The organism is Micromonospora sp. NPDC005237 (genome assembly GCF_040607775.1).
Classification (GTDB): domain Bacteria; phylum Actinomycetota; class Actinomycetes; order Mycobacteriales; family Micromonosporaceae; genus Micromonospora.
Genome location: NZ_JBEXHJ010000001.1, coordinates 275588 through 298817, shown reverse-complemented (window position 1 = coordinate 298817; position 23230 = coordinate 275588). Strand labels below are relative to the sequence as shown.

The 23230-nt window shown below is 73.6% G+C and carries 16 protein-coding genes; 5 read left to right on the top strand and 11 right to left on the bottom strand.

Features of this window, described 5'->3' with window-relative positions; translation table 11 throughout:
• Positions 1 to 18 precede the first annotated feature (18 nt).
• A complete protein-coding gene (locus tag ABZT87_RS01475; protein WP_355063011.1) occupies positions 19 to 684 on the top strand; it encodes a hypothetical protein in 666 nt (221 codons plus the stop codon).
• A gap of 66 nt (positions 685 to 750) precedes the next feature.
• Here ABZT87_RS01475 and ABZT87_RS01470 read toward each other — a convergent pair whose 3' ends face one another.
• Positions 751 to 2031, bottom strand: a complete 1281-nt coding sequence (locus ABZT87_RS01470; protein ID WP_354854223.1) for a Bcr/CflA family efflux MFS transporter — start codon at positions 2029 to 2031, stop codon at positions 751 to 753.
• A gap of 183 nt (positions 2032 to 2214) precedes the next feature.
• Entirely contained in the window at positions 2215 to 3384 is a 1170-nt protein-coding gene (locus tag ABZT87_RS01465) for an acyl-CoA dehydrogenase family protein (protein ID WP_354854221.1), read from the bottom strand.
• 251 nt (positions 3385 to 3635) lie between these two features.
• Between ABZT87_RS01465 and ABZT87_RS01460 the strand changes: the two genes are divergently transcribed.
• Positions 3636 to 5063, top strand: coding sequence for a UDP-glucose/GDP-mannose dehydrogenase family protein (locus ABZT87_RS01460; protein ID WP_354854219.1), 1428 nt, complete (start codon positions 3636 to 3638; stop codon positions 5061 to 5063).
• Between the two features lie 150 nt (positions 5064 to 5213).
• A complete protein-coding gene (locus ABZT87_RS01455) occupies positions 5214 to 10115 on the top strand; it encodes a permease (protein WP_355132873.1) in 4902 nt (1633 codons plus the stop codon).
• A gap of 94 nt (positions 10116 to 10209) precedes the next feature.
• Here the strand turns inward: ABZT87_RS01455 and purE are convergent, their stop codons facing one another.
• The 6 genes from purE to mca all read right to left on the bottom strand — a co-directional run bounded on the left by purE (position 10210) and on the right by mca (position 18037).
• A complete protein-coding gene (purE, locus tag ABZT87_RS01450) occupies positions 10210 to 10701 on the bottom strand; it encodes a 5-(carboxyamino)imidazole ribonucleotide mutase (protein ID WP_355063003.1) in 492 nt (163 codons plus the stop codon).
• Between the two features lie 31 nt (positions 10702 to 10732).
• The gene (locus ABZT87_RS01445) at positions 10733 to 11908 is read right to left on the bottom strand and encodes a 5-(carboxyamino)imidazole ribonucleotide synthase (RefSeq protein ID WP_354854214.1); all 1176 of its coding nucleotides are present in this window, start codon (positions 11906 to 11908) and stop codon (positions 10733 to 10735) included.
• Between the two features lie 117 nt (positions 11909 to 12025).
• Positions 12026 to 14062, bottom strand: coding sequence for a thioredoxin domain-containing protein (locus ABZT87_RS01440; protein ID WP_355132871.1), 2037 nt, complete (start codon positions 14060 to 14062; stop codon positions 12026 to 12028).
• A gap of 40 nt (positions 14063 to 14102) precedes the next feature.
• Entirely contained in the window at positions 14103 to 16583 is a 2481-nt protein-coding gene (locus tag ABZT87_RS01435; protein WP_354854309.1) for a bifunctional diguanylate cyclase/phosphodiesterase, read from the bottom strand.
• A gap of 230 nt (positions 16584 to 16813) precedes the next feature.
• On the bottom strand, positions 16814 to 17107 hold the full coding sequence (locus ABZT87_RS01430) for a hypothetical protein (RefSeq protein WP_354854204.1): 294 nt from the start codon (positions 17105 to 17107) through the stop codon (positions 16814 to 16816).
• Between the two features lie 48 nt (positions 17108 to 17155).
• Positions 17156 to 18037 (bottom strand): mycothiol conjugate amidase Mca, encoded by an 882-nt coding sequence (gene mca, locus ABZT87_RS01425; RefSeq protein WP_354854202.1) that lies wholly within the window; start codon positions 18035 to 18037, stop codon positions 17156 to 17158.
• 198 nt (positions 18038 to 18235) lie between these two features.
• On the opposite strand from mca, the gene ABZT87_RS01420 reads away from it, so the two are divergent.
• Entirely contained in the window at positions 18236 to 18676 is a 441-nt protein-coding gene (locus tag ABZT87_RS01420) for a DUF4307 domain-containing protein (protein ID WP_355132869.1), read from the top strand.
• A gap of 168 nt (positions 18677 to 18844) precedes the next feature.
• Positions 18845 to 19342 (top strand): transcription elongation factor GreA, encoded by a 498-nt coding sequence (gene greA, locus ABZT87_RS01415; RefSeq protein ID WP_354854199.1) that lies wholly within the window; start codon positions 18845 to 18847, stop codon positions 19340 to 19342.
• A 105-nt stretch (positions 19343 to 19447) separates the two neighbouring features.
• Here greA and ilvA read toward each other — a convergent pair whose 3' ends face one another.
• From ilvA to ABZT87_RS01400, 3 genes are all read right to left on the bottom strand, one after another.
• Positions 19448 to 20668: a threonine ammonia-lyase gene (ilvA, locus tag ABZT87_RS01410; protein ID WP_354854197.1), complete on the bottom strand. Its 1221-nt coding sequence runs from the start codon at positions 20666 to 20668 to the stop codon at positions 19448 to 19450.
• A gap of 124 nt (positions 20669 to 20792) precedes the next feature.
• Entirely contained in the window at positions 20793 to 21773 is a 981-nt protein-coding gene (locus ABZT87_RS01405; protein WP_355132867.1) for a DUF4328 domain-containing protein, read from the bottom strand.
• A gap of 46 nt (positions 21774 to 21819) precedes the next feature.
• Positions 21820 to 23229: an amidase gene (locus ABZT87_RS01400; RefSeq protein WP_355062990.1), complete on the bottom strand. Its 1410-nt coding sequence runs from the start codon at positions 23227 to 23229 to the stop codon at positions 21820 to 21822.
• Between the last annotated feature and the right edge of the window lies 1 nt (position 23230).

Genomic DNA, 23230 nt, shown 5'->3' with positions numbered 1-23230 from the left:
AAACGGTACGGTGCGCGGATGCGACATCTCTGGAGCTTCCTCGCCGGGTTGGTGGTGGCACCCATCACGTGGGCGCTTGTCACACTCGGGCAGGACGGGTCGAGCCGGACGGTCGACCGCTGGGTGGAGATCGGCACCTTCAACACCGCCAACCTGATCGAGCCGGCCGTGTACCTCGGTGTCGGCGGTGTCCTGCTCGGGCTGCTCGGCACACTGCGCTTCTCACCGGCGGGCCCGCTGGTGGCCGGGCTGCTGCTGGTCACCCCGTACGTCGGGATGTTCGTGGCGCCGTTCGAGGTGCGCGACGCGATCCCGCAGGGGTGGAAGGTGTTCGGTGACCCGCTGCCGCTGGCGCTGCCGGTGCAGAACGGCACGCTCTTCCTGATCGGCCTGCTGCTGCTCATGGCGACGTTCAGCGGTCAACGCTGGCGGCAGTGGCCGCAGGCCGCCACCGCGCCGGCCCTGACGCCGGCGCCGGCCGACGGCCCGCGCGGCGACGACTTCACCCTCACCGACTGGCCGTCGCCCGAGCCCGCGGAGCGCGACACCGCCCCGCTGACCCTGGGTTACCCGGCCGATCCGACGCCGACCGAGCCGCTGCCCCGCCGGGTGGGCGGCGAATCGCCGTGGTCCGCCCCGCCGCGCGGCCAGTCGCGCCCCGAGGACACCACCGAGATCCGTTGATCGTCGGGCGGGCCGGCAGGCCCGGCCCGCCCGACCAGACCCGCTGCGCGAGGGGCGCGAGTCGCGCTAGTGCACGGCGACGGCCAGGTCCGGGTCGACCGCGCCGAGGGTGGCGCGGGGCACGACCAGGACCATGACCGCCAGCGCCGCGGCCATGCCGCCCGCGATGACGATCGCCATCGGTACGCTCCCCGTGCCGAACAGGCCGGCCAGGGGCGCCGACAACGCGCCGACGCCGAACTGCACGGCCCCGAGCAGCGCCGCGGCTGTGCCGGCGGCCTCGCTGTGCCGGCTCATGGCCAGCGCCGGAGCGTTCGGCAGGGCCAGGCCCGCCGCGGCCAGCACGAGCCACAGCGACGCGAGCAGGGTGCCAAGGCCACCGACGCCGGTGGCGGCGAACACGACCAGCAGCAGCCCGGCGGCCGTTCCGGCGATCAGCGCGCTGATGAGGATCTGCTGCGGGGTGTAGCGCCGCAGCAGCCGGATGTTGAACTGGGTGGCGCCGATCAGGCCGACGGCACCGGCCCCGAAGGCCAGGCCGAACTGCTGCTCGTCGAGGCCGTACTCCCGCTGGAGCACGAAGGACGACCCGGAGACGTACGCGAACAGCGACGCCATGGCCAGCCCGGCGACGAGCACCAGGCCGACGAAGGCCCGGTCGTTGAGCAGCCCCCGGTAGTCGCGCAGGGTCGCCGCCACTCCGCCGTGCCGGCGGCGTGCCACCGCGAGGGTCTCCGGAAGCTGCAACGCCGCGATGACGATCAGCAACGCGCCCAGCACGGCCAGCGCCGCGAAGACGCCCCGCCACTCGGTCCAGCGCAGCAGCCCGCTGCCCAGCGTCGGCGCGAGGATCGGCGCCAGCCCCATGACCAGCATCAACCGGGAGAAGATCCGCGCGAACGAGGCGCCGCTGAACAGGTCGCGGACGACGGCCGTGGCGACCACGGTGGCGGCCGCCACGCCGAGGCCCTGCAGGACGCGCAGCACGCCGAGCACGGCGATGTTGGGCGCGAAGACGCACAGCACGGAGGCCACGATGTGCACGGCGAGCCCGGCGAGCAGCGGCAGACGCCGCCCGACCACGTCGGAGAGCGGCCCGATCAGCAACTGGCCCAGCGCGAGGCCGAGCAGCGTGCCGGTCAGCGTCAACTGCACGGCCGTCTCGGTGGTCTGCAGGCCGGCCGTGATGGCGGGCAGCGCCGGCAGGTACATGTCGATGGTCAGGGGGCCGATCGCGATCAACGCGCCGAGCACCAGCACGAGCCGCGCCCGCTGGCGGTTGGTCATCAGGTCGCCGGGCAGCACATCCTGCTCGGGGGCGGTCTTCTCCACCAGCTGCTTCATCATCTCGATCTCTCTGCGGAGGGTCGTGCGTCGTGGGGCGAGCGGTGGGGGATCGTGTTCGGTGATTCTCACTTGGCGACAACGTCGCAGACCCCTGTGACATCGCCACTGTGTGGGGGCTCACGCAGACGACGACAGCCCCACCGCCGGCGGGCGGTGGGGCTGTCGGGGTCGATCAGGCGGCGGTCAGACGACGCCGGCCAGCAACTGCCGGGCCATGACGATGCGCTGCACCTGGTTGGTGCCCTCGTAGATCTGGGTGATCTTGGCGTCACGCATCATCCGCTCGACCGGGTAGTCGCGGGTGTAGCCGTAGCCGCCGAGCAGCTGCACCGCGTCGGTGGTGATCTCCATGGCGGCGTCGGAGGCGAAGCACTTGGCCGCCGCGCCGAAGTAGGTCAGGTCGGCGTCGCCCCGCTCGGACTTGCCGGCGGCGGCGTACGTGAGCTGCCGCGCCGCCTCCAGCTTCATGCCCATGTCGGCGAGCATGAACTGGATGCCCTGGAACTCGGCGACCGCCTTGCCGAACTGGCGGCGCTCGGCCACGTACCCCTTGGCGTAGTCGAGCGCGCCCTGCGCGATCCCGACGGCCTGCGCGGCGATGGTGACCCGGGTGTGGTCCAGGGTCTTCATGGCGGTGGCGAAGCCGGTGCCCTCGGCGCCGATCATCCGGTCGGCGGGGATCCGCACGTTGTCCAGGTAGACCTCGCGGGTCGGCGAGCCCTTGATGCCGAGCTTCTTCTCCGGAGCGCCGAAGCTCACCCCGGCGTCGGACTTCTCGACCACGAAGGCCGAGATGCCCCGGGAGCGGGCGGCGGGGTCGGTGACGGCGAAGACGGTGTAGAACTCGGAGACGCCGGCGTTGGTGATCCACCGCTTCACGCCGTTGAGCACCCAGTGATCCCCGTCACGCACCGCCCGGGTCGTCATCGACGCCGCGTCGCTGCCCGCCTCCGGCTCGGAGAGGCAGTACGAGAACATGGCGTCGCCCGCCGCGACCGGGGTCAGGTAGCGGCGCTTGAGCTCCTCGGAACCGGACAGCAGCAGCGGCATCGTGCCGAGCTTGTTCACCGCCGGGATCAGCGACGAGGACGCGCAGGCGCGCGCCACCTCCTCGATCACGATGGCGGTGGCCAGCGCGTCCGCGCCCGCGCCGCCGTACTCCTCGGGGATGTGCGGCGCGTGGAAATCGGCTGCCCGCAGCGCGTCGTAGGACGCCTTCGGGAACTCCCCGGTCTCGTCGGCCTCGGCGGCGTGCGGAGCCACCTTGGCGGCACAGACCTCACGGACCGCCTGCCGGATCGCCTCATGCTCCTCGGGCAACCGGTAGACGTCGAACGACTCCCCTGCGGCCATGTCGGCCCCTCCCCTTCACCGCTATCATGCGCAGTCTGTGGCCTCCCCTGACCGCCGACCGCGCAGACTGAAGGATAGCGACTGCAGTTCAGGTGATGTTACCGGCGCGTAGGTATGGGCATGACGGAGCACCCGCGCCGCTGGGCGATGATGGAAGGCAGACAGTTGAGCCACCCCTCCGGTGCCCGGCCAGGCGCCGCAGCAGAATGCGACGCGACGACGCGCCGCCAGTGCGAGCGGAGAAGACAGGCGTGACGATCCCCTACCCCACCATCCAGCCGACCCCCGCCATCGCCGCGGTGACGCCGCCCTCGGGCGCGCCTCGGCCGCGGGTGACGTTCCTGGGGACCGGCTACCTCGGTGCGACGTACGCCATCTGCTACGCGGAACTCGGCTACGAGGTGCTCGGGTTCGACGTCGACGCGGACAAGATCGCGATGTTGAACGCCGGCGAGGTGCCGATCCACGAGCCCGGCCTGGACGAGCTGCTCAAGCGCAACCTGGCCGCCGGTCGGCTGCGGTTCTCGACCGACATCGCCGAGACCGCCGAGTTCGGCGACGTGCACTTCATCTGCGTCGGCACCCCGCAGCGGGCCGACGGGATGGGCGCCGACCTGTCGTACGTCGAGGCGTCGGTGACCAGCCTCGCCCAGCACCTGACCCGCAAGGCGCTGATCGTCGGCAAGTCCACCGTGCCGGTGGGCACCGCCGACTGGGTCGAGCAGCTGGTCGGCAAGCACACCCCCGGCGACCTGGGCGTCGAGGTGGCGTGGAGCCCCGAGTTCCTCCAGGAGGGCTTCGCCGTCGACGACGTGCTGCGCCCCAACCGGATCGTGGTCGGCGTGAAGAGCGAGTGGGCCAACGGCATGCTCTACGCCGCGCACAAGGGCGTCTTCGACCTGGCCGCCACCGAGGACCGCGAGGTGCCCCTGGTGGTCACCGACTTCGCGACGGCCGAGCTGGTCAAGGTCGCGGCTAACGCGTTCCTGGCCACGAAGATCTCCTTCATCAACGCCATGGCCGAGGTCTGCGAGGCCAGCGGCGGCGACGTCACCCAGCTGGCCCGCGCGATCGGGTACGACCCCCGGATCGGCAACCGGTTCCTCCAGGCCGGCCTCGGCTTCGGTGGCGCCTGCCTGCCGAAGGACATCCGCGCCTTCCAGGCCCGCGCGCAGGAGCTGGGCGCCGGCGAGGCGCTGCGCTTCCTGCACGAGGTCGACCTGATCAACCTGCGCCGCCGGACCCGCGTGCTCCAGCTCGCGGCGGACCTGCTCGGCCGCCGCTCCGGGCCGGCCGGCCCGGACTTCTCCGGCACCCGGATCGCCGTGCTGGGCGCGACCTTCAAGCCCAACACCGACGACGTCCGCGACGCCCCGGCGCTCGCCGTCGCCGCGCTCCTGCAGAAGGCCGGCGCCGACGTGCACGTGTACGACCCGCAAGGCACCGAGAACGCCCGCCGCGCGGTGCCCGAGCTGACCTACGAGGCCGGCATCAACGAGGCGGTCGCCGGCGCCGACCTGGTCTGCGTCCTCACCGAATGGGCGGACTTCCGCAACGCCGACCCGGTCGCCCTGGGCGAGCTGGTCGGCGGCCGCAAGGTCGTCGACGGGCGCAACTGTCTCGACTCGGCACTGTGGACCCAGGCCGGCTGGGAGTACCGGGGCATGGGCCGCCCCTGAGGGTTCGCCACTCACCGGCCGGTCGCGAAGCACTCTGCGCGGCCGGCCGGTGATGTTGTTTGCCCCGGACCCGCCGACAAGTGTCGAAATCCGCGCCAGCTTTGGGCATGCTGCGACAGTGGGAGTCCACAGTGCGGGTGGAGGGGTGTCGTGGCGACCTTTCAATGCTCCTCGTGCGGTCGGGAGATCAAGCCGGCCGTACGCTGCCCGCACTGCGGGGCCGACCAGCCCCAGTGGGTCGAACATCTGGCGGACATCGAGCGCTCGATCGCGGAGATGAAGGCACGCGACGCCGCCATCGCCAGCGAACAGCGGCAGATCGCCGCCAAGATGCAGGCCGCGCTCTTCCAACGGGACATCCTCGCCCACGCCGGTGAGGAGCGGATCAAGCAGGCCACCCGGCCCCGCCGGGTGCTGCGCCGCCGCCCCGGTCGCCGCCCGCCGACGGCCACCACCGGCGCGCCGCCGCCCCGGGTTCCGCGCCAGGGCACGCCGCACGTCCCGGACGATCCGCCGCCGCCCCCGCCCCCGGGGTCCTGGCTGGACGCCGACGACCCCGAGCACCCGCCGGAGGCGTCCTCGCGGGAGGTGCAGAACATCCCTCTCGGGCTGGGCGCGCTGCTGCTCGCCGTGGCCGCGGTGGTCTTCGCCGCCGTGGCGACGAGCTCGATGGACGCGCTGGCCCGCCTCGGCGTCCTGCTGGTCGCCACGGTGTTGATGCTGCTCGCACCGCCGGCGCTGGCCCGGCGCGGGCTCACCTCCACCGCGGAGACGATCTCGGCGGTGGGTCTGCTGCTCGTGCCGCTGGCCGGGTACGCGCTGTGGGCGGTGGACCGGATCGGCGACGGCGTCACCTCCGGCGCCGTCTTCGCCGGATTGATCTTCGCGGCCACCGCCGCCGTGTCCGTCGGGTACGCCGCCTGGACCGGGCTGCGCGCGCCCCGCTTCGCGACAGTGGTCGCCGCGCAGCCGGTGCTGCCGCTGCTCGCGTACGACCGGATCACCGGGCCGGGCGGCTGGGCGCTGGTGCTGACCCTGGTGGCCCTCCTCGACCTCTGGCTGGCCCGCTCCCCGATCGTGGTGGAGCGCCCCGTCCGGCAGGACCTGCCGGACGCGGCCACCGGATCGGCGGCGCCCCGGCAACGTGCCGCCGAGGCGCGACCGGAGGCCGACCCGGAGGAGGCCGGCGAGCTGATCGACGCGGGCGCGGGCACCGTCGACGCCCGGCCCGCCCGCGCGGTTCCCGGGCTGCGCGAGCTGACCTGGTCGCTGCACGCGGTGGCCGTCGCGGTCGCCCTGGCGTACGCGGTCACCGCCCTGCTGCGGGCAGAGGCCGTACCGACGGCGACCGGTGCCGGACTGGTGCTCCTGCTGGCCGCCGCCGTCGGGCTGGCCGGCGCGCTGGTGCTGCGCCGCCCACCGCTGCCGGACGTGGCGGCCGGCATCCTCACCCTGGCCGTGATCGGCGCGTTCGGCCGGATCGTCTCCGTGGCCCTGCCCGGCCAGGCGTTGCTGCTGATCGCGGCGGTGATCACGGTGACCGGGCTGGCGGTACGCGCGGTCCCCGAGACCGCCCGACGCGGCCCGCAGATCGCCTCGGCGGTCGCCCTCACCGTCAGCGGACTGGTGGTCGCCGGAGGAGCACTGCGCGCCGGGGTCGCCCCGGTCCGGGCGGCACTGCCCGCGTGGAGCGCCGACCTGGACAGGTACCCGGCCGAGCTGGCCGCCGCCGTCGGCCCGACCACGTGGCAACTCGCCGCCGCCGCGTTCCTGCTCACCATCGCCGCGGTGCTGGCCCTGCCGCCGGAGATCCGCCGCGAGTTCGCGGTCGCCGGGGCCGCGCTGACGGCGCTCGCCGTACCGGCGTCGTTCGGGCTCGGCTGGGCCTCGGCGCCCTGGCCGATGGTGGTCACCGCGATCGGGATCGGGGTCATCGGCCTCTCCGCGCGTACCACCCGGGCCGCCCTGGCCCACGCGGCCGGCGCCGCCGTGGTGGGCCTGTTCGGCGCGGGCGCCGGCCTGTCCCGTCCGGCGCTCACCGCCGCGGTCCTGCTCACCCTCTTCGCGGCCGGCGCGCTGGTCGCGCTGGCGCCCCGGGTCCGGATCGCGTCGGCCGCCGCCGACACCGTCACGGACTGGGCCGCCGGAGGGGCGGCCTTCGCGCTGCCCGGAGCGGTGGCCGCGTTCGTGGCCGCGACCATGCCCGTCGATGAGACCCCCACCCCGGCCAGCCTCCGCGAGGCGACCGTCCCGGTGCTGGCGGCGAGCTTCCTGGCCGTCTGTGTGACCCTCGGGTACGCCGCCATGGTGCAGGTGTCCCAGCGGCGCATCCCGGCGCCCCTGTCGGTCGGCACCGGGCTGGGCGCGCTCGTCGTCACCGCCGCCGCCTTCGGCGCACCCGGTGCGACGGTCGCCGACGCCTGGGTCGGGGCGCTGCTGCTGGTCGCCGCGGTGCTGCTCTTCCTGGCCCCGTCGATCGACGCCGGCCGCCGCTCGGACCTCACCCTGGACGGGTCGGACCTGGCCGCCGCGGCGGTGACCACCGCCCTGATCGCCACGATGGTGCGGATCGCCGCGGTCCTCGCTCCGGGTGGGCAACTGGCGGTGGCCGCCGGCCTGGTCCTGGTGGTGGCCGTGGGCGCCCGTGCCATGCCCGAGGAGTGGCGACGCGGCCCGATCCTCGGCATCGCCGTCGGCGGCCTGCTCATCGGCGTGCTCGCCGGCTGGACGGCGCTGCGCGGTGGGGTCGGTGTGCTGGCCACCCCCGGGCCGATCTGGGACGGCGACCTGAGCGGCTGGCCGGCCGCGCCGACCGGCGGCGCGACCTGGCAGGCGCCGATCGCGCTGGTGCTGTTGGCCGTCGCCGCCGGCCTCCTGCTCCCGCCGCCCTGGCGGTGGGACGCGTCCGGCGTGGCCGTGGTGCTCGCCACGATCGGCGCACCGGCCGCGTTCGACCTGCCCTGGTGGTCGCCGGTGCTCGTCGGGGCCATGGTCGCCACCGTCTACGGGATGGCGGCGGTGGCCAGCGAGGAGGCTCGGGCCGGGCTGTCCCGGGCCACCGTGGCCGGGGTGGTCGCGCTGCACGGGGCCGGTGCCGGCCTGGTTCGCCCATGGACCACCGCGCTGGCGCTGGGCAGCATCGCGCTGATCGGCATCGTGGTGGCCGCGCTGGCGCGCGTCCTGGCCGGGCCGCAGGTGACCGACCTGGAGACCGAGGGCATGCCGCCGCACCTGGCGCAGATCGGTGGCGCGGCGGCCGGCGCCGCGCTGCTCGCGCTGCCCGGCGCGGTGGCGGCGCTGGCCGTCGAGTTCCAGCACTCGGCACAGGTGGTGCTGACCGCCGCGCTGGCCGCGTCCAGCCTCGGTCTGGCCGGCGTCGCCGCGGTACGCCGGCACGTTCCGCAGTACCTGCCCTGGGTCAGCGTGGCCGTGGTCGGCGGTGCCAGCATCAGCGCGCTCGCCGCCATCCCCACCGGGCTCCCGGCCGGGGTCTACGCGGCCGCCGCCGCGTTGCTCGGTGTCCTCGCCGAGCTGATCCGCGCGGCGACCGTGCCGCCCACCGGTTCCGCCCAGCCGGTCCGCCGCTGGGCGGTGCTCCTCGACGGTGCGCTGCGGCGACTGCCGGACGACCCGGACCGGCGGCGGTGGCGGGTCAGCCCCTCCGCCGGGGCGCTCGCGGCCGCCGCGTTGCCGACCGCCCTGGCGGTCGCGTCGATCGCGCCCGCCCTGGTCGTCGCCCTCGTCGAGCCACACCGCACATTGAGCCGGATCTGGCAGGGTCCGCCGCCGGAGCTGCTCACGCCGCCGGCGGACGTGGTCAACCCGACCCACGTGCTGACCGCGCTGCTGCTCACCGCGACGGCGGCCCTGGCCGCTACCGGGTTCAGCGGCGGACGGCGGTCCCGTGCCGTACCGGTGGTGCTACCCGGCGCTGCCGTCACGCTGCTGATCGCGCCCATCGCGCTGGGCAGTGGGTGGCCGGCGAGCACGCTCGCCGCGCTCTCCGTCTTCACCATCTCCATGCTCGGCCTCGCCCTGACCCCGCCACCGCCCCTCGTCGAGCCGGCCCGTTCGCTGCGGCTGGCCCGGGTGCTGGTCTTCGCCATCGGCCTCGCCGCCGGTGGGGCCGGCCTGGCCGGCAGCCTGGCCGACCGGCAACTGACCCTGTTCACCCTCGGGGGCGCGGTCGGCGTGGGCGTGGTGGCGGCCCTGTTCGGCACCACCCAGCGGGCGCGCATCCTCGGCTGGCTCTTCGCCTCGCTGATGGCCCAGCTCTTCGTGCTCACCGCCGGCCTGATCGTCGGGCTGGCAGCGGTCTGGTCCGCGTTCGGGGTGCTCGCCGTCGGAGCGGTCCTGCAGGTGTTCGCCGCGACCCTGCCCCGACTGCGCCGCCCGGAGGCGCAGCGCGAGGCCGCCACCGTGCAGTGGAGCGGGTACGCGGCGGCCCTGATCGCGCTGGCGCTCGCCTTCGACTCCCCCCGGCACATCGCCGCCCTGCTGGCCGCCTGGGGAGCGGTCCTCGGCGTGGCGGCGACCCGTCCCGGCCGACGGCCGGTGGAACGCCGAATCCTCTTCTGGGCGGTGGTGTTCTGCGAGATCACCGCCTGGTGGATCCTGATGCGCGTCGCCGACGTGGCGCTGCCCGAGGCGTACACGCTGCCGTTCGCCGCGCTGGCCCTGCTGGTCGGCGTGCTCGAACTACGGCACCGACCGGATCTGAGCAGCTGGGTGGCGTACGGGCCGGCGTTGGTCGCCGCGTTCCTGCCGACGCTGGCGATCGTGCTGGCCACCGATTCCAGCACGTTGCGGCAGATGCTGCTGCTGCTCGGTGCGGTGGCGGTGCTGATCTTCGGCTCGTCCAGCCGGCAGCAGGCCCCGGTGATCGTCGGCGCGTCGGTCACCGCGATCGCCGCGATCCACGCGCTGTTCAGCCTCGGCCCGTGGCTGGCGCTGATCCCCGTGGGGCTCATGCTGCTCGTCCTCGGGGCCAGCAACGAACGCCGCCGCCGCGCCCAGGAACGCCTCCAGACCGCGCTACGCGGCATGAGATGAAACGGAGGGTCACGGCGGCGTGGGTGGGTGGAGACGGTGAGTGGGCCGGGTTCGTGCGCCGGTCACCGTCACCCGGCCGGGTTGGCCGCAGGGGTTACGGGAGGGTGGCTTGGAGGGCTGCGTCCTTGGTCTTGATGAGCTGCTCCAGGTCCCGCTGGTACGTCGCCATCCGGGCGCGCAGGGTCTCGTCGGAGGCGCCGAGGATCCGGACGGCCAGCAGGCCGGCGTTGCGGGCGTTACCGATCGACACGGTGGCCACCGGAATCCCCGCCGGCATCTGCACGATGGACAGCAACGAGTCCATACCGTCGAGGTGCTTCAACGGCACCGGCACGCCGATCACCGGCAGCGGCGTCACCGAGGCGACCATGCCCGGCAGGGCGGCGGCGCCACCGGCACCGGCGATGATCACCTTGAGCCCCCGGTCGGCGGCGTCGCGACCATAGTCGATCATCGCGACCGGCGTCCGGTGTGCCGAGATGACCCGCACCTCGTAGGACACCTCGAAGTCGTCCAGCACCTCGGCGGCGGCCCGCATCGTGGGCCAGTCCGAGTCGCTACCCATGATCAGTCCGACCGTGGTCACCGGGGTCCTCCTTGGTTCGCGGCCGCCCCGGTCACTCATGCCCCATGCGCAGCCAGCGTGCGGCCCGCGCCGCCCGCGCCCGTACGTCGTCCAGGTCGTCGCCGAGCACCGTGACGTGCCCGATCTTGCGGCCGGGGCGTACCTGCTTGCCGTAGAGGTGCACCTTGGCCCCCGGCTCGGCGGCGAAGAGGTGGTGCAGCCGCTCGTCGATCGACATTCCGCCCGGCTCGCCGCCGAGGACGTTCGCCATCACGACCACCGGCGCGGTCAGCGCGGTGTCACCCATCGGGTAGTCCAGCACCGCCCGCAGGTGCTGCTCGAACTGCGAGGTCCGGGCGCCCTCAATGGTCCAGTGCCCCGAGTTGTGCGGGCGCATGGCCAGCTCATTGACCACGATTGCCGGCCGGCCCGCGTCGTCGCGCACCTCGAACAGCTCCACGGCCAGCAGGCCGACCACGCCGAGTGCGGTGGCCAGGTCGATGGCGAGCTGCTGAGCGGCGACGGCCAACTCCTCGTCCAGGCCGGGCGCCGGGGCCAGCACCTCGACGTTGATGCCGTCGCGCTGGACCGTCTCGACGACCGGGTACGCGGCCACCTGCCCGAACGGCGAGCGGGCCACCTGCACGGCGAGTTCGCGACGCAGCGGCACCCGCTCCTCGACGATCAGCCGGGTGCCTCCGGCGAGCAGCGTGGTCGCCAGCTCGGTGGCCTGGGTGGCGTCGTCCACCATCCAGACACCCCGACCGTCGTAGCCGCCCCGGGCCGCCTTGAGCACCACCGGCCAGCCGACCTGCTCACCGAAGCCGACCAGGTCGGCGGGCTCGCTGACCGGCCGCCACACCGGGTTGGGAGCGCCCAGCTCGGTGAGGCGTTCCCGCATCACCCGCTTGTCCTGGGCGTGCAGCAACGCGTCCGCCGGCGGGTACAGGGTCACCCCTTCGGCCGCCAGGGTGCGGATGTGCTCGTTGGGCACGTGCTCGTGGTCGAAGGTGACCACGTCACAGCCCTTGGCGAAGGTGCGCAGGGCGGCCAGATCGGTGTGGTCGCCGTACTGGACGTCGGCGGCGACCAGCGCCGCGCCGTCGTCGGGGGCGCTCGCGAGCACACGCAGTGACTGGCCGAGGGCGATCGCGGCCTGGTGGGTCATCCGGGCCAACTGGCCGCCACCCACCATGCCGACAACAGGCAGACCGGTACGGGAATCCATAGCGCGGCCAGCCTATCCGGGCGGCCGCCGTGCCGATCCGCAGGGCCGGTGACCCACCTCGACAACGCCGCGCCGACCGCCCGGTGCGCGGCGCCGGCAACTACCGGGCGCTACAACTCAACCCAGCTCGGCGACCAGGTCCTCGACCGAGGTGACCGGTCGCTGGCAGACGAAACCCCGGCAGACGTACGCGGCGGACCGTCCGTCGACCAGCGGCCGGTCGGCGAGCAGCGGCACCCCGGGCTGGTCCGGGCGACCGGCGACCACCACCGCTCCGGGCGGGGCGTGCCGCCGAGCCGCGGCCACCAGCGGATCGCCGGCCGGGTCGTCGGTCGCCACAGCGATCTCGTACGGCCCGGAGAGCAGCGCCTCGCCGACCATGGCCGCGTACCCGGCGAACCGGGCGTGTCGCCCGACGATCGGCGCCACGGTGGCGAGCGCGGTCTCGGCGGCCTCCCGATAGTGCGTCTCCCCGGTCAGCGCGGCGTACGACACGAGGCCGGCGATCAGCGCCGACCGACCCGACGGGGTGGCGTTGTCGGTCGGGTCGGCCGGCCGGGCGACCAGCCGCTCCGCGTCGTCGGCCGTGTCGTAGTACGCGCCCCCGGGCGCGGCGAAGTGCTCCAGCGCGGTGTCCAGCAGTTGACCGGCCAGGCTGAGCCAGCGACCCTCGCCGGTGAGCTGGTGCAGCGCGCAGAACGCCTCGGCCACGCAGCCGTAGTCCTCCAGCACCCCGGCCGGCTCGCCGACCCTGCCGTCGCGCGAGACCCGGCGCAGCCGGCCGCCGACCAGGTGCACGGTGGCCAGGTGCTCGGCGGCGTCACGCATCGCGCCGTCGGCGACGATGGTGACGCCCTCCATCAGGTTGGCGTCCTCGTCCTGCGGCGACGCGTACAGCGCGGCGACCTGGAGGAACTCGGCGATCGCGGTGATCGCCAGCCCGTTCCAGGCGGCCACCACCTTGTCGTCGCGGGACGGCTGGGGCCGGGTGTCGCGGGCCGCGAGCAACTGCCCGACCACCCGCTGCCAGCGGGCCCGGATCTCGGGCGCGACGTCGTCGACGTCCCGGGCGAGCCGGAGCACGCTCATGCCGTGCTCGAACGTGCCAGCCTCGGTCACCGTGAACAGGTCGGCGGCCCACCGGCCGTCCTCGTCGCCGAGCGCCTCGACGAGCTGCGCCGGCGTCCAGGCGTAGGTGAGCCCCTCGACGCCCTCGGTGTCGGCGTCCAGCGCGGACGCGAACCCCTCCCCCGGCCGGTGCAGCTCGTCGGCGAGAAACCGGGCCGTGTCCCGGGCGACCCGACGGGCCAGCGGGTCGCCGGTCAGCCGCCAGAGCTGCGTGTAGACGCGCAGCAGCAGCGCGTTGTCGTAGAGCATCTTTTCGAAGTGCGGCACCGTCCAGTGCGCGTCCACCGAGTAGCGGGCGAAGCCGCCGGCCAGCTGGTCGTAGATGCCGCCCCGGGCCATCGCCTCGGCGGTGTGCCGGACGATCTCCAGGCTGCGCGGGTCGCCGGTGCGCTGGTGGTGGCGCAGCAGGAAGAGCAGGTTCATGTGCGGCGGAAACTTCGGGGCGCCCCCGAAACCGCCGTTCGTCGCGTCGTACTCACTCGCGAGGTTGGCGGCCGCGGCATCGAGCAGCGGGGCGTCCAGCGGGGCGGTGGGGCCACCCACGGCCTGTGCGCCGCCGATCGCCTCGACCACGGCGGCACCCTGGCGCAGCACCTCGTCCCGCTGGTCCTTCCAGGCGGTGGTGACCGACTGGAGCAGGCGGGTGAAGTTGGCGCGCGGGAAGTAGGTGCCGCAGAAGAACGGGGTGCCGTCCGAGGTGGCGAAGACCGTCATCGGCCAGCCGCCCTGCCCGGTCATCGCCTGGGTGGCGGTCATGTAGACGGCGTCGACGTCGGGGCGCTCCTCACGGTCCACCTTGATCGACACGAAGTTGTCGTTCAGCAGGGCGCCGACCTGTTCGTTCTCGAACGACTCGTGCGCCATGACGTGGCACCAGTGGCAGGCCGCGTAGCCGACCGAGATGAGCACCGGGACGTCCCGTCGCTTCGCCTCGGCGAATGCCTCGTCGCACCAGGGCCACCAGTCGACCGGGTTGTCGGCGTGCTGGAGCAGGTACGGGCTGGTGGCGTCGGCGAGTCGGTTCACCCGACGACCATAACCACCCCGGCCGGGACGCGCCGGGCGGTCAGGAGGCGCCGTCGGCGCGTAGCCGGAAGACGTTCGACTCGGCCGAGTCGCGCAGCGACCCGAGCACCGCGCCGATCTTGTCCGCCGGCATCGGCTTGAAGAAGTGGTAGCCCTGCGCCGACGTGCAGCCCAGCTCGGCCAGGGCCAGCCGCTGCTCGGCCGTCTCCACGCCTTCGGCGACCACCCGCAGCCCCAGCTCGTGGGCGAGCCCGACGGTGGTCCGGACGATCGCCGCGGCCTCCGGCGAGTCGGTCATCCGGATCACGAACGAGCGGTCCACCTTCAACTCGTCCACGGCGATCCGGGTGAGGAAGGTCAACGAGGAGAAGCCGGTGCCGAAGTCGTCCACCGCGAGCTGCACACCCATCGACCGGAGCGTGGCGAGCACCTCGTCGATGATCTCCAGCTCGCTCATCACCACCGTCTCGGTGATCTCCAGGACCAGCCGGTGCGGCGGCACCTGATGTCGGCGCAGCGCGTCGGCGATCTCCGCCGGCAGGCGCGGGTCGAGCAGACTGCGCGCGGAGAGGTTGACCGAGATCGGGACGTCCAGCCCCTCGCGGGCCCAACCGGCGGCGACGCCGAGCGCCTTGTCCAGCACGTAGCGGGTGAAGGTGCCGAGCTGCTCGCTGTTTTCCACCGGGCGGATGAAGTCGGCCGGGTTCAGCCAGCCACGGCGGGGGTGCTGCCAGCGGATCAGCGCCTCCACCCCGGTGGGCGCGCCGGTGGCCAGGTCGACCGCCGGCTGCAACGCCAGCACCAACTGGTCGTCGACCTTCAGCGCCTCGCGCAGCTCGGCCAGCAGTGCCAACTGGTCGGTGCTGGCCGCGTCCCGGGTGCTGTCGTACGCGGCGACGCTGCCGCCGCCCTCCTTGGCCTGGTACATCGCGATGTCCGCGCGGCGCAGCAGCTCGGTCAGGTCGGCGGTGCCGGCGTCGGCGACCACCACCCCGACGGAGACCTCGATGGACATCCGCACCCCGGCCACCTCGGTCGGTGCGGCCAGCCGCTCGGCGATCTCGCGAGCCTGCCGCAGAGCGTGCGCCATCGGCGCGGCCCGGTCGCCGAGCACGGGGACCGAGGTGAGCAGCAGCGCGAACTCGTCGCCGCCGAGCCGGCCGAGCAGGTCACCGGGGCGGGCCAGCGCGCTGAGCCGGTTGGCGGTCAGCCGCAGCAACTGGTCGCCGGCCGCGTGCCCGAGGGTGTCGTTGACTTCCTTGAACTGGTTGATGTCCAGCAGCAGCAGCGCAACCGGGTGGTCGTGGGCGAGCTGCCGCAGCGACTGGTCGCCCTTGCCGAGCATCGCCGTACGGTTCGCCAGCCCGGTGAGCGGGTCGTGCACCGCCTCGTACGACGATCGGGCGGTGACCAGCCGCAGCTCGCGATGGGTCGCGGCGTCGTGCAGGGCGGCGGCGAGCGCGTCGCCGAAGGCCGCCACCGCGTCCCGTTCCCGGGTCGCGGGTGGAGCGGAGCGCGGGAACCGGACCCGTAGCTGGCCGACCGGCGCGGTGCCCACCGACAGGGGACGGACCAACTCGTACTCGTCGGGCTCCGACCGGTCCGGAGGGCTCACCTCCCGGTCGAGCAGCTGACCGCCGGCGTCTCCCCGGTAGCGACGCCACCTGCCGTCGGCCCGGGCCACGTCGACGTCGACCAACTCGGCGTTGAACAGCGCCAGCGCGCCGGTCACCGCCGCGCTGGCCACGCCCCGCTCGTCGAGCTGGTTGAGGGCCGCGGTGGCCTCGGCGAAGGCACGCCACGTCCGGCGTTCCTGGTCCGCGCGCAGCCGGTAGCGGTAGGTCTGTTGCAGCAGCCAGAGCAATGGCGGGAGCAGCAGCAACCAGCGCGGATCCAGTTCCAGCAGCGCGACCACGACCAGGCCGACCGCCACGTTGCCCACGAACATCAGCAGCTTGCCGCGCAGCGCGGCGAGCAGCGGCGGCCCGATGGGCAGCCCGTGCCGCAGACCCAGCGTCACGCCACCGAGCCACGCGGTCACCAGGAGGTAGGTCACCGAACCGGCGATCACGGCCAGCGCCAGCATCGGCGTCGGCGAGGCGAGCAGCGGATGCCCCAGGGCGGTGGTCACGGTCACGGCCAGCGCCGACGCGGCAGTCAGCGACGCGGCGATCCGGACGATCTCCAGCGGCGGGCGACGGTCGCTGTGCAGCGACAGCGCCGTCCAGGCCAGCCCGGTGCCGAGCAGGGTGGCCGACGGCAGCCAGCCGGCCGGCGCGAGGTAGAGGCAGACGATCAGGGCGGCCTCGCCCCAGGTGATGCTGACCATGCCGGCGGAGGTGCGGAAGCGAAGCCGGGCGAGCTGGGCCACGGCGAGGACGGCGACGGCGATGCCGAAGCGGGCCGGAGCACCAAGAGGATCATCGGACGGCAGCCCGGCCGGAAGGGTCAGACCGACCACGGCGGCGGCCAGAGCCGTCACCGTCACCGCAGCCGTCAGCACGAGCAGCCGGGCTGGCATGCCGTGCACCCCGAGACGGTCGAACGGGTCGCCGCCCGTGCCGGAGGTCATCGACCTCCCCCGTCAGCCGACCGACCGACGGTACGGCGGGCGGCCGGTGCTGTGACGGTCATCGGCGCCCCCTTCCGCGCACGGCTCGGGGACTTTTGGTCCCCCCGGCGGAAGGCTAAGCCAAACCGGGTGGTCGCAACAGGGGTCCACCACCCGGTTCGGCGTGAATCATGCGCGGACTACCCGTTCCGCTGCTGCTGGTGCCCATTGGGAGCGCGCGTGGATGAATCATGCGCGCTGGTCCCGTCTGTCGGATCGACGACTGAAGCGTCGGCCCTGGTCGCATCGGTCGGCCGCCCCTGCTGGGGAAACCGGTCGGGCAGACGCCGCAGCCGGGCGTTCATGTTACGGATCAGCAGGATGGTCGCGGCGGACAGCAGCAGGATGAGGAAGAGGCCCATCGGTCCGGCCAGACCACCCGTGCGGGTGTCACCGAAGTTGTTCTCCGCGAGCACCTGGGCAGCGGTCAGCATGGCGTTCCTCCGTTGTGCGACTGCCTACCAGGGTAGCCCCGGCCGGAATCAACCCGCGTGCGCCGTCTCCCGCACTCCGGCGAAGAGGTCGGACTCGGGCAGCGGGCTGTCCACCACGGTGCGCGCCAGCTCGAAATCCTCCGTCGGCCAGGCACGCTGCTGCAGCTCCATGGGCACGTGGAACCAGAAGCCGTCCGGGTCGACCTGGGTGGCGTGGGCGCGCAGCGCGTCGTCCCGGACGGGGAAGTATTCGGCGCAGTCCACCCGGGTGGTGATGCGGGGGCCCTTGTCCGGACGCTCGTCCCAGCGCTTGAGCCAATCCTCGTACGGCGACTCGGCGCCGGTGGCGAGCATGGCCTCGTGCAGGGCCATGATCCTGGCCTTGGAGAAACCGATGTCGTAGTAGAGCTTCAGCGGCTGCCAGGGGGCACCCAGCTCCGGGTAGCGCTCCGGGTCCCCGGCGGCCTCGAACGCGGCCACGCTCACCTTGTGGCACATGATGTGGTCGGGGTGCGGGTAGCCACCCTCCTCGTCGTACGTGGTCACCACGTGCGGACGGAACTCACGCATCAGGCGCACCAGCGGGCCGGCCGCCACCTCGACGTCCTGGAGCGCGAAGCAGCCCTCGGGCAGCGGCGGCAGCGGGTCACCCTCGGGCAGGCCGGAGTCGACGAACCCGAGCCAGGCCTGGTCGACGCCGAGGATCGCCCGCGCGGCGTCCATCTCGGCGCGCCGGATCTCCGCGATGTTGGCCCAGACGTCGGGCCGGTCGAGCTTGGGGTTGAGCACGCTGCCGCGCTCACCACCGGTGCACGTCACCACCAGCACGTCCACCCCCTGGGCGACGTACTTCGCCATCGTCGCCGCACCCTTGCTCGACTCGTCGTCCGGGTGCGCGTGGACGGCCATGAGACGCAGCTGCTCTGCCAACTTCGGCGCTCCTCGTCTGTGCCGGCCGGTGGACCCGACCGGGCTCGACCGGCTGACCTGCCGGGACCCTCCTCGCCCCGCTGCCGGTCGGCACCGCGGGGCCCGACCTGCCATTCCTGCCGTTTGGCCGGGCTGGGAGGATGGACTTCTGCCATTCTTGCCGATGCCGCCGACAACAACGCCAGGAGATACCCGCCGGTGACCGAGACGCACGCCACAATTTCACCGGGCACGCCGGTTTTCCCCGCCGGCCGCTACGGTCGCCGCCGGGCGCCCGGCGGGGGCCGCCGCCGTACGCTGCTGGCCGCGCTGGTCCTCCTGGTGCTGGTGACGGTGCTGAGCCTGATCTCGCTACGGCTCTACCGGCAGTACGGCGACCCGGTCTACGACGCTCAGGTGATCACGTACACCGACATCACGGACAGCCAGGTGGTCGTCGACTTCCGGGTGACCGTGCCGTCGGGCGGCTCGGCGGTCTGTGTGCTGCGCGCCCGGGACCGCGCCGGCGTCGAGGTGGCCCGCGAAGAGGTCACGGTGAGCGCCGCACCCGGCGACCGGCACGTCACCACCCGGCACCGTCTGAGCACCTCCGCCCGACCGTTCATCGGCGAGGTGCTGCGCTGCCGGCCTCCTGCCTGAGCTGCGCAGACGTCACTCCGCAACGCCTGCGGGCAACCCGTCGCGGCGCGTCGACCGCGAGTGCTGGAGGCGGACACCGGCGGTGATCGCCGCCACGCTGTGTCGTACCGCACTGGTAACTTGGTAGTTCACCTGTCAGCCAGCCACGCACAACTGAGGAGAACGCCTGTGTCCACTGGCAACGAGGCGCCCGCCACCTGGCTGTCCCAGGACGCGTACGACCGCCTCCAGGCCGAGCTCGACGAGCACATCGCCAACCGGCCGGCGATCGCAGCCGAGATCAACGCTCGGCGCGAGGAGGGCGACCTGCGCGAGAACGGCGGCTACCACGCCGCCCGCGAGGAGCAGGGCAAGGCCGAGGGTCGCATCCGCTACCTGCAGGAACTGCTGCGCACCGCCAAGGTCGGCGAGGCCCCGACGGCCGACGCGGTGTCGCCCGGCATGGTCGTGACGATCTACTTCGACGACGACGCCGACGACACCGAGACCTTCCTGCTCGGCTCACGGGAGATCGCCGCCACCACCGACCTCACCGTCTACAGCCCCGAGTCGGCGCTCGGTAAGGCGATCCTGGGTGGCCGCTCCGGGCAGACCTGCACCTACACGGCCCCGAGTGGCGCCGACATCAAGGTGACCGTGGTCAGTTTCGAGCCGTTCTCCGGCTGAGCGTCACGCGGCTCTGCGCCGCGGTCGCCGAGCGGCTTTTCAGGGCACAGGGCACCTGAGCGCCGTCTGACGTGTGCCGCCGCCGAGGCGTGACACCCACCCGTGTCACGCCTCGGCGGCGAAGACCACCTGGTAACCACTGGCCCGCAAGGCGCTGATCAGCGTGTCGGAGTGCTCCACACCACGGGTCTCCACCGACAGCGCCACCTCCACCTCCCCGAGGCCCAGGTGCGGATTGGCCCGCTGGTGTTCCACGTCCACCACGTTGGCCCGGTGCTCGGCGATCTGGCTGAGCAGCGACGCGAGTTGCCCCGGCCGGTCCGAGCAGCGCACGGTCACCCGCAGGTAGCGACCCGCGGCGGCCAGCCCGTGCTCGATCACCCGCATCATCAGCAGGGGGTCGATGTTGCCGCCGGAGAGCACCGCGACCACGGGCGTCTCCACCTCCACCACGCCGGCCAGGAGCGCGGCCACGCCGACCGCCCCGGCCGGCTCGACGACCTGCTTGCCCCGCTCCAACAGCATCAGCAGGGCCCGGGAGATGTCCTCCTCGGTCACCGTGACGATCTCGTCGACGAGCTTGCGGACATGGTTGAACGTGATCTCCCCCGGTCGCCCGACCGCGATGCCGTCCGCGATGGTGGCGAAGGCGGGCAGCCGGACCGGTTCCCCGGCCACCAGGGAGGGCGGGAAGGCCGCCGCGCCGGCCGCCTGCACGCCGATGATGCGGACGTCCGGCCGCAGTGCCTTGGCGGCCACCGCCATGCCCGAGATCAGGCCACCGCCGCCCACCCCGGTGATGATCGTCCGCACGTCCGGGCACTGTTCGAGGATCTCCAACGCCACCGTGCCCTGCCCGGCGATCACGTCCCGGTGGTCGAACGGGTGGATGAGCACCGCGCCGGTGCGCTCGGCGTACGTCTGCGCCGCCACCAGCGACTCGTCGACCGTGTTGCCGGCCAGCTCGACCTGCGCGCCGTACCCCTTGGTGGCGGCGACCTTCGGCAGCGGCGCGTTGACCGGCATGAAGACCGTCGCGTGCGTGCCGACCAGCCCGGCGGCGAGAGCCACTCCCTGGGCGTGGTTACCGGCGCTCGCCGCGACCACGCCGCGTTCGCGCTCGGCCGCCGACAGCCGGGAGATCCGCACGTACGCGCCGCGCACCTTGTACGAGCCGGCGCGCTGCACGTTCTCGCACTTGAGCCAGGTCGGTCCGCCCAGTGCCGCGCTCAGTGGCCGGCAGGGCTCCAGCGGGGTGGTCCGGACGACGTCGGCGAGCAGTTTCCGCGCAGCCCGTACGTCGTCGAGGCCGACCAGTTCCGTCATGCCCCCGATCGTGCCATCCGGCCCCGGCGTCCCCTGCGGCGACACCGGGTTGATCCACTCGACATCCCCGATGTCGCGGTATCAACCGCGCCCGGACACCGCCACATCAGCGATCCCGAGTGGATCACGGTGTCGGCGCGGCCTCCGGTGCGGCAGGGCCCGCGGGGGCCGCCGGGGCCGCGGCAGGACCCGCCGGGGCCGCGGCAGGAGCCTCTGGCGGGGCAGGGGCCGCCGGGGTCGCCATCGTCGGAGCCGGACCGGCCGAGGGCGGAGCGGACGCGGGCCACACCGGCGCCGCCGGCCACACCGGCGCCCCCGGCCAGACCGGGGCGGTCGGCCACACCGGGGCGGCGCGGGCGATCCGGGCCTCCTGCGCGGCGGAGATCCGGTGGATCAGCAGGATCAGCGTCACCGCGGCGATTGCGCAGCCCAGCGCGGGCAGCGTGTTGCGGAGCAGGGAGTCCCGGTAGTAGTCGACGTACGCCTGGTAGCCGGCGTCGGTGAACGGGGTCTCCGGCAGCCGGTTGTACGCCTGCTCGTCCACGCGGCTGCGCACCCGATCGCCGACGCTGAACACCAGCCAGGCGCACCACCAGACGACCACGAGGGTCGGGGTGAACCGCCGCCAGAGGCTGTCCCGCGCCACGCCCGCCACCACCCGGGCCGGCACCACGAAGTTCGCGAAGGGCACCAGCCAGCCGGCGATCGCCCAGCCGGCCCCCAGCGTTGGCAGGGCGCCGGGGAAGGCGTCGGTGTTCTTCCGCGCCCGCCACGTCCAGATGATCACCAGTACGGCAGCGGTGAGGTGCGCCACCACCATGGGCAGCGACAGCAGCCCTCCGACGATCGCCGCGCCGAGCAGCAGGTCCACGTCGTCGTTGGCCCTGGCCTGCCGGGCCATCGCCATCCCGATCAGCGGAGACAGCGCCACCACCAGGTAGAGCAGGGCGGTCGCGCCGACGGCGATGTTCGCCGCCAGGCCGATCCCGCGTACGCGGTAGGTCGGCAGACCCGGCGTGACGGCGGGCTGGCCCAGCGGCGTGTAGCAGCGCTGGCAGTCGTTGTGCTCGGGGGACGTGGGGTCCCCGCAGGTCTGGCAGCGCATTGGTGTCCCCCGGGTCCGCGCGACGTTGCGCGCACACGGTAGACGATCATGCGGCGGCCGGCGACCCCGTTCCGACGAGGGGATAACCGGGGGCGTGACGCGACCACGGGGCGGCCATCTCGAACTGACCGGCCACGCCGAGCAGCAGCAGTTCCGAGCCGGGCGGGCCGACGATCTGCACGGCGACCGGCAGGCCGTCGGGCCGGCGGCCCACCGGCACCACGATCGCCGGCAGGCCGGCGATGTTCCACGGTGCGGCGTACGGGGCGTACCGGATGTTGGCCGACATGTTCGCCCGCCAGGACCGCTCGGACCAGCGCCCGGCCTCCGGCGGCGCGCTGGCCAGCGCGGGGGTGAGCAGCAGGTCGACCGAGTGGTCGGTGAAGAAGTCGACCGACCGCTGCCGCCAGGCGGCCCGGTCGGCCTCCCGGACGTAACCGCGACGCTGCGCCCACTCGCCCAGCGCGACGTGCCGCCGGGTGCGGCGCTGCAGGCCGCGTCGGTCCAGCCCGGCGGCCCGGACGTCGGTGGCGGCCGCGGCGAACCAGGTGGCGATGCCCTGCAGGCCCAGGGCCGTGGGGTAGACCGGATCGGCGGGTACGGTGTCGTGCCCGGCGGCGGCGAGCAGCCGGCCGGCGGTGGCCACCGCGTCCCGGTTGGGCGCGTCCGGGGAGACGCCGCGCACCGGGGAGCGCAGTGACACACCCACCCGCAGCCGCTGCGGCGGGACCAGCTTCTCCGCTCGCCGGCCGGCGAGCACCGAGAAGCCGACCGCAGCGTCCGCGACGGTGCTGGTCAACATGCCGTGCTCGGTGAGACCGAACCAGTCGTCCGCGCCGAGCTGGCAGGGCACCACGCCCCGGCCGGGCTTGAGACCGACCAGGCCGCAGCAGGCCGCCGGGATCCGGATCGAGCCGAGCCCGTCGTTGCCGTGCGCGATCGGCACCAGACCGGCGGCGACCGCGGCGGCGGCGCCGCCCGAAGAGCCACCGGGGGTACGCGTGTTGTCCCACGGGTTGCGGGTCACCGCGCTGTCGTCGTCGGTGAGTGCCCACAGCCCCAGCTCCGGCATCCGGGTGACTCCGAGAATCACCGCGCCCGCGCCGCGCAGCCGACGCACCACCTCGTGGTCGGCCTCCGCGACGTCGGTCCGCACGGCTGCCGACCCGTTCCAGGTGGGCAGGCCGGCGACCGGGGTGTTCTCCTTGACCGCCACCGGCACCCCGGCCAGGGGGAGGTTGGCCAGGTCCTCCTGCTCGTCGACCTTCTCGGCCTCGGTGATCGCCTCGCCGCCGCGAACGGCGCGGAAAGCCGCCAGCTCGCGGTCGGCCGAGGCGATGTACTCCAGGTGGTCGGCGACGACCTGGGTGGCCGAGACGTCACCCCTGCGTACGCCCCGGGCGATCTGCTTGGCGGTCGCCCCGACCCAGGTCGACATGATGTCCTGCACGGCCATC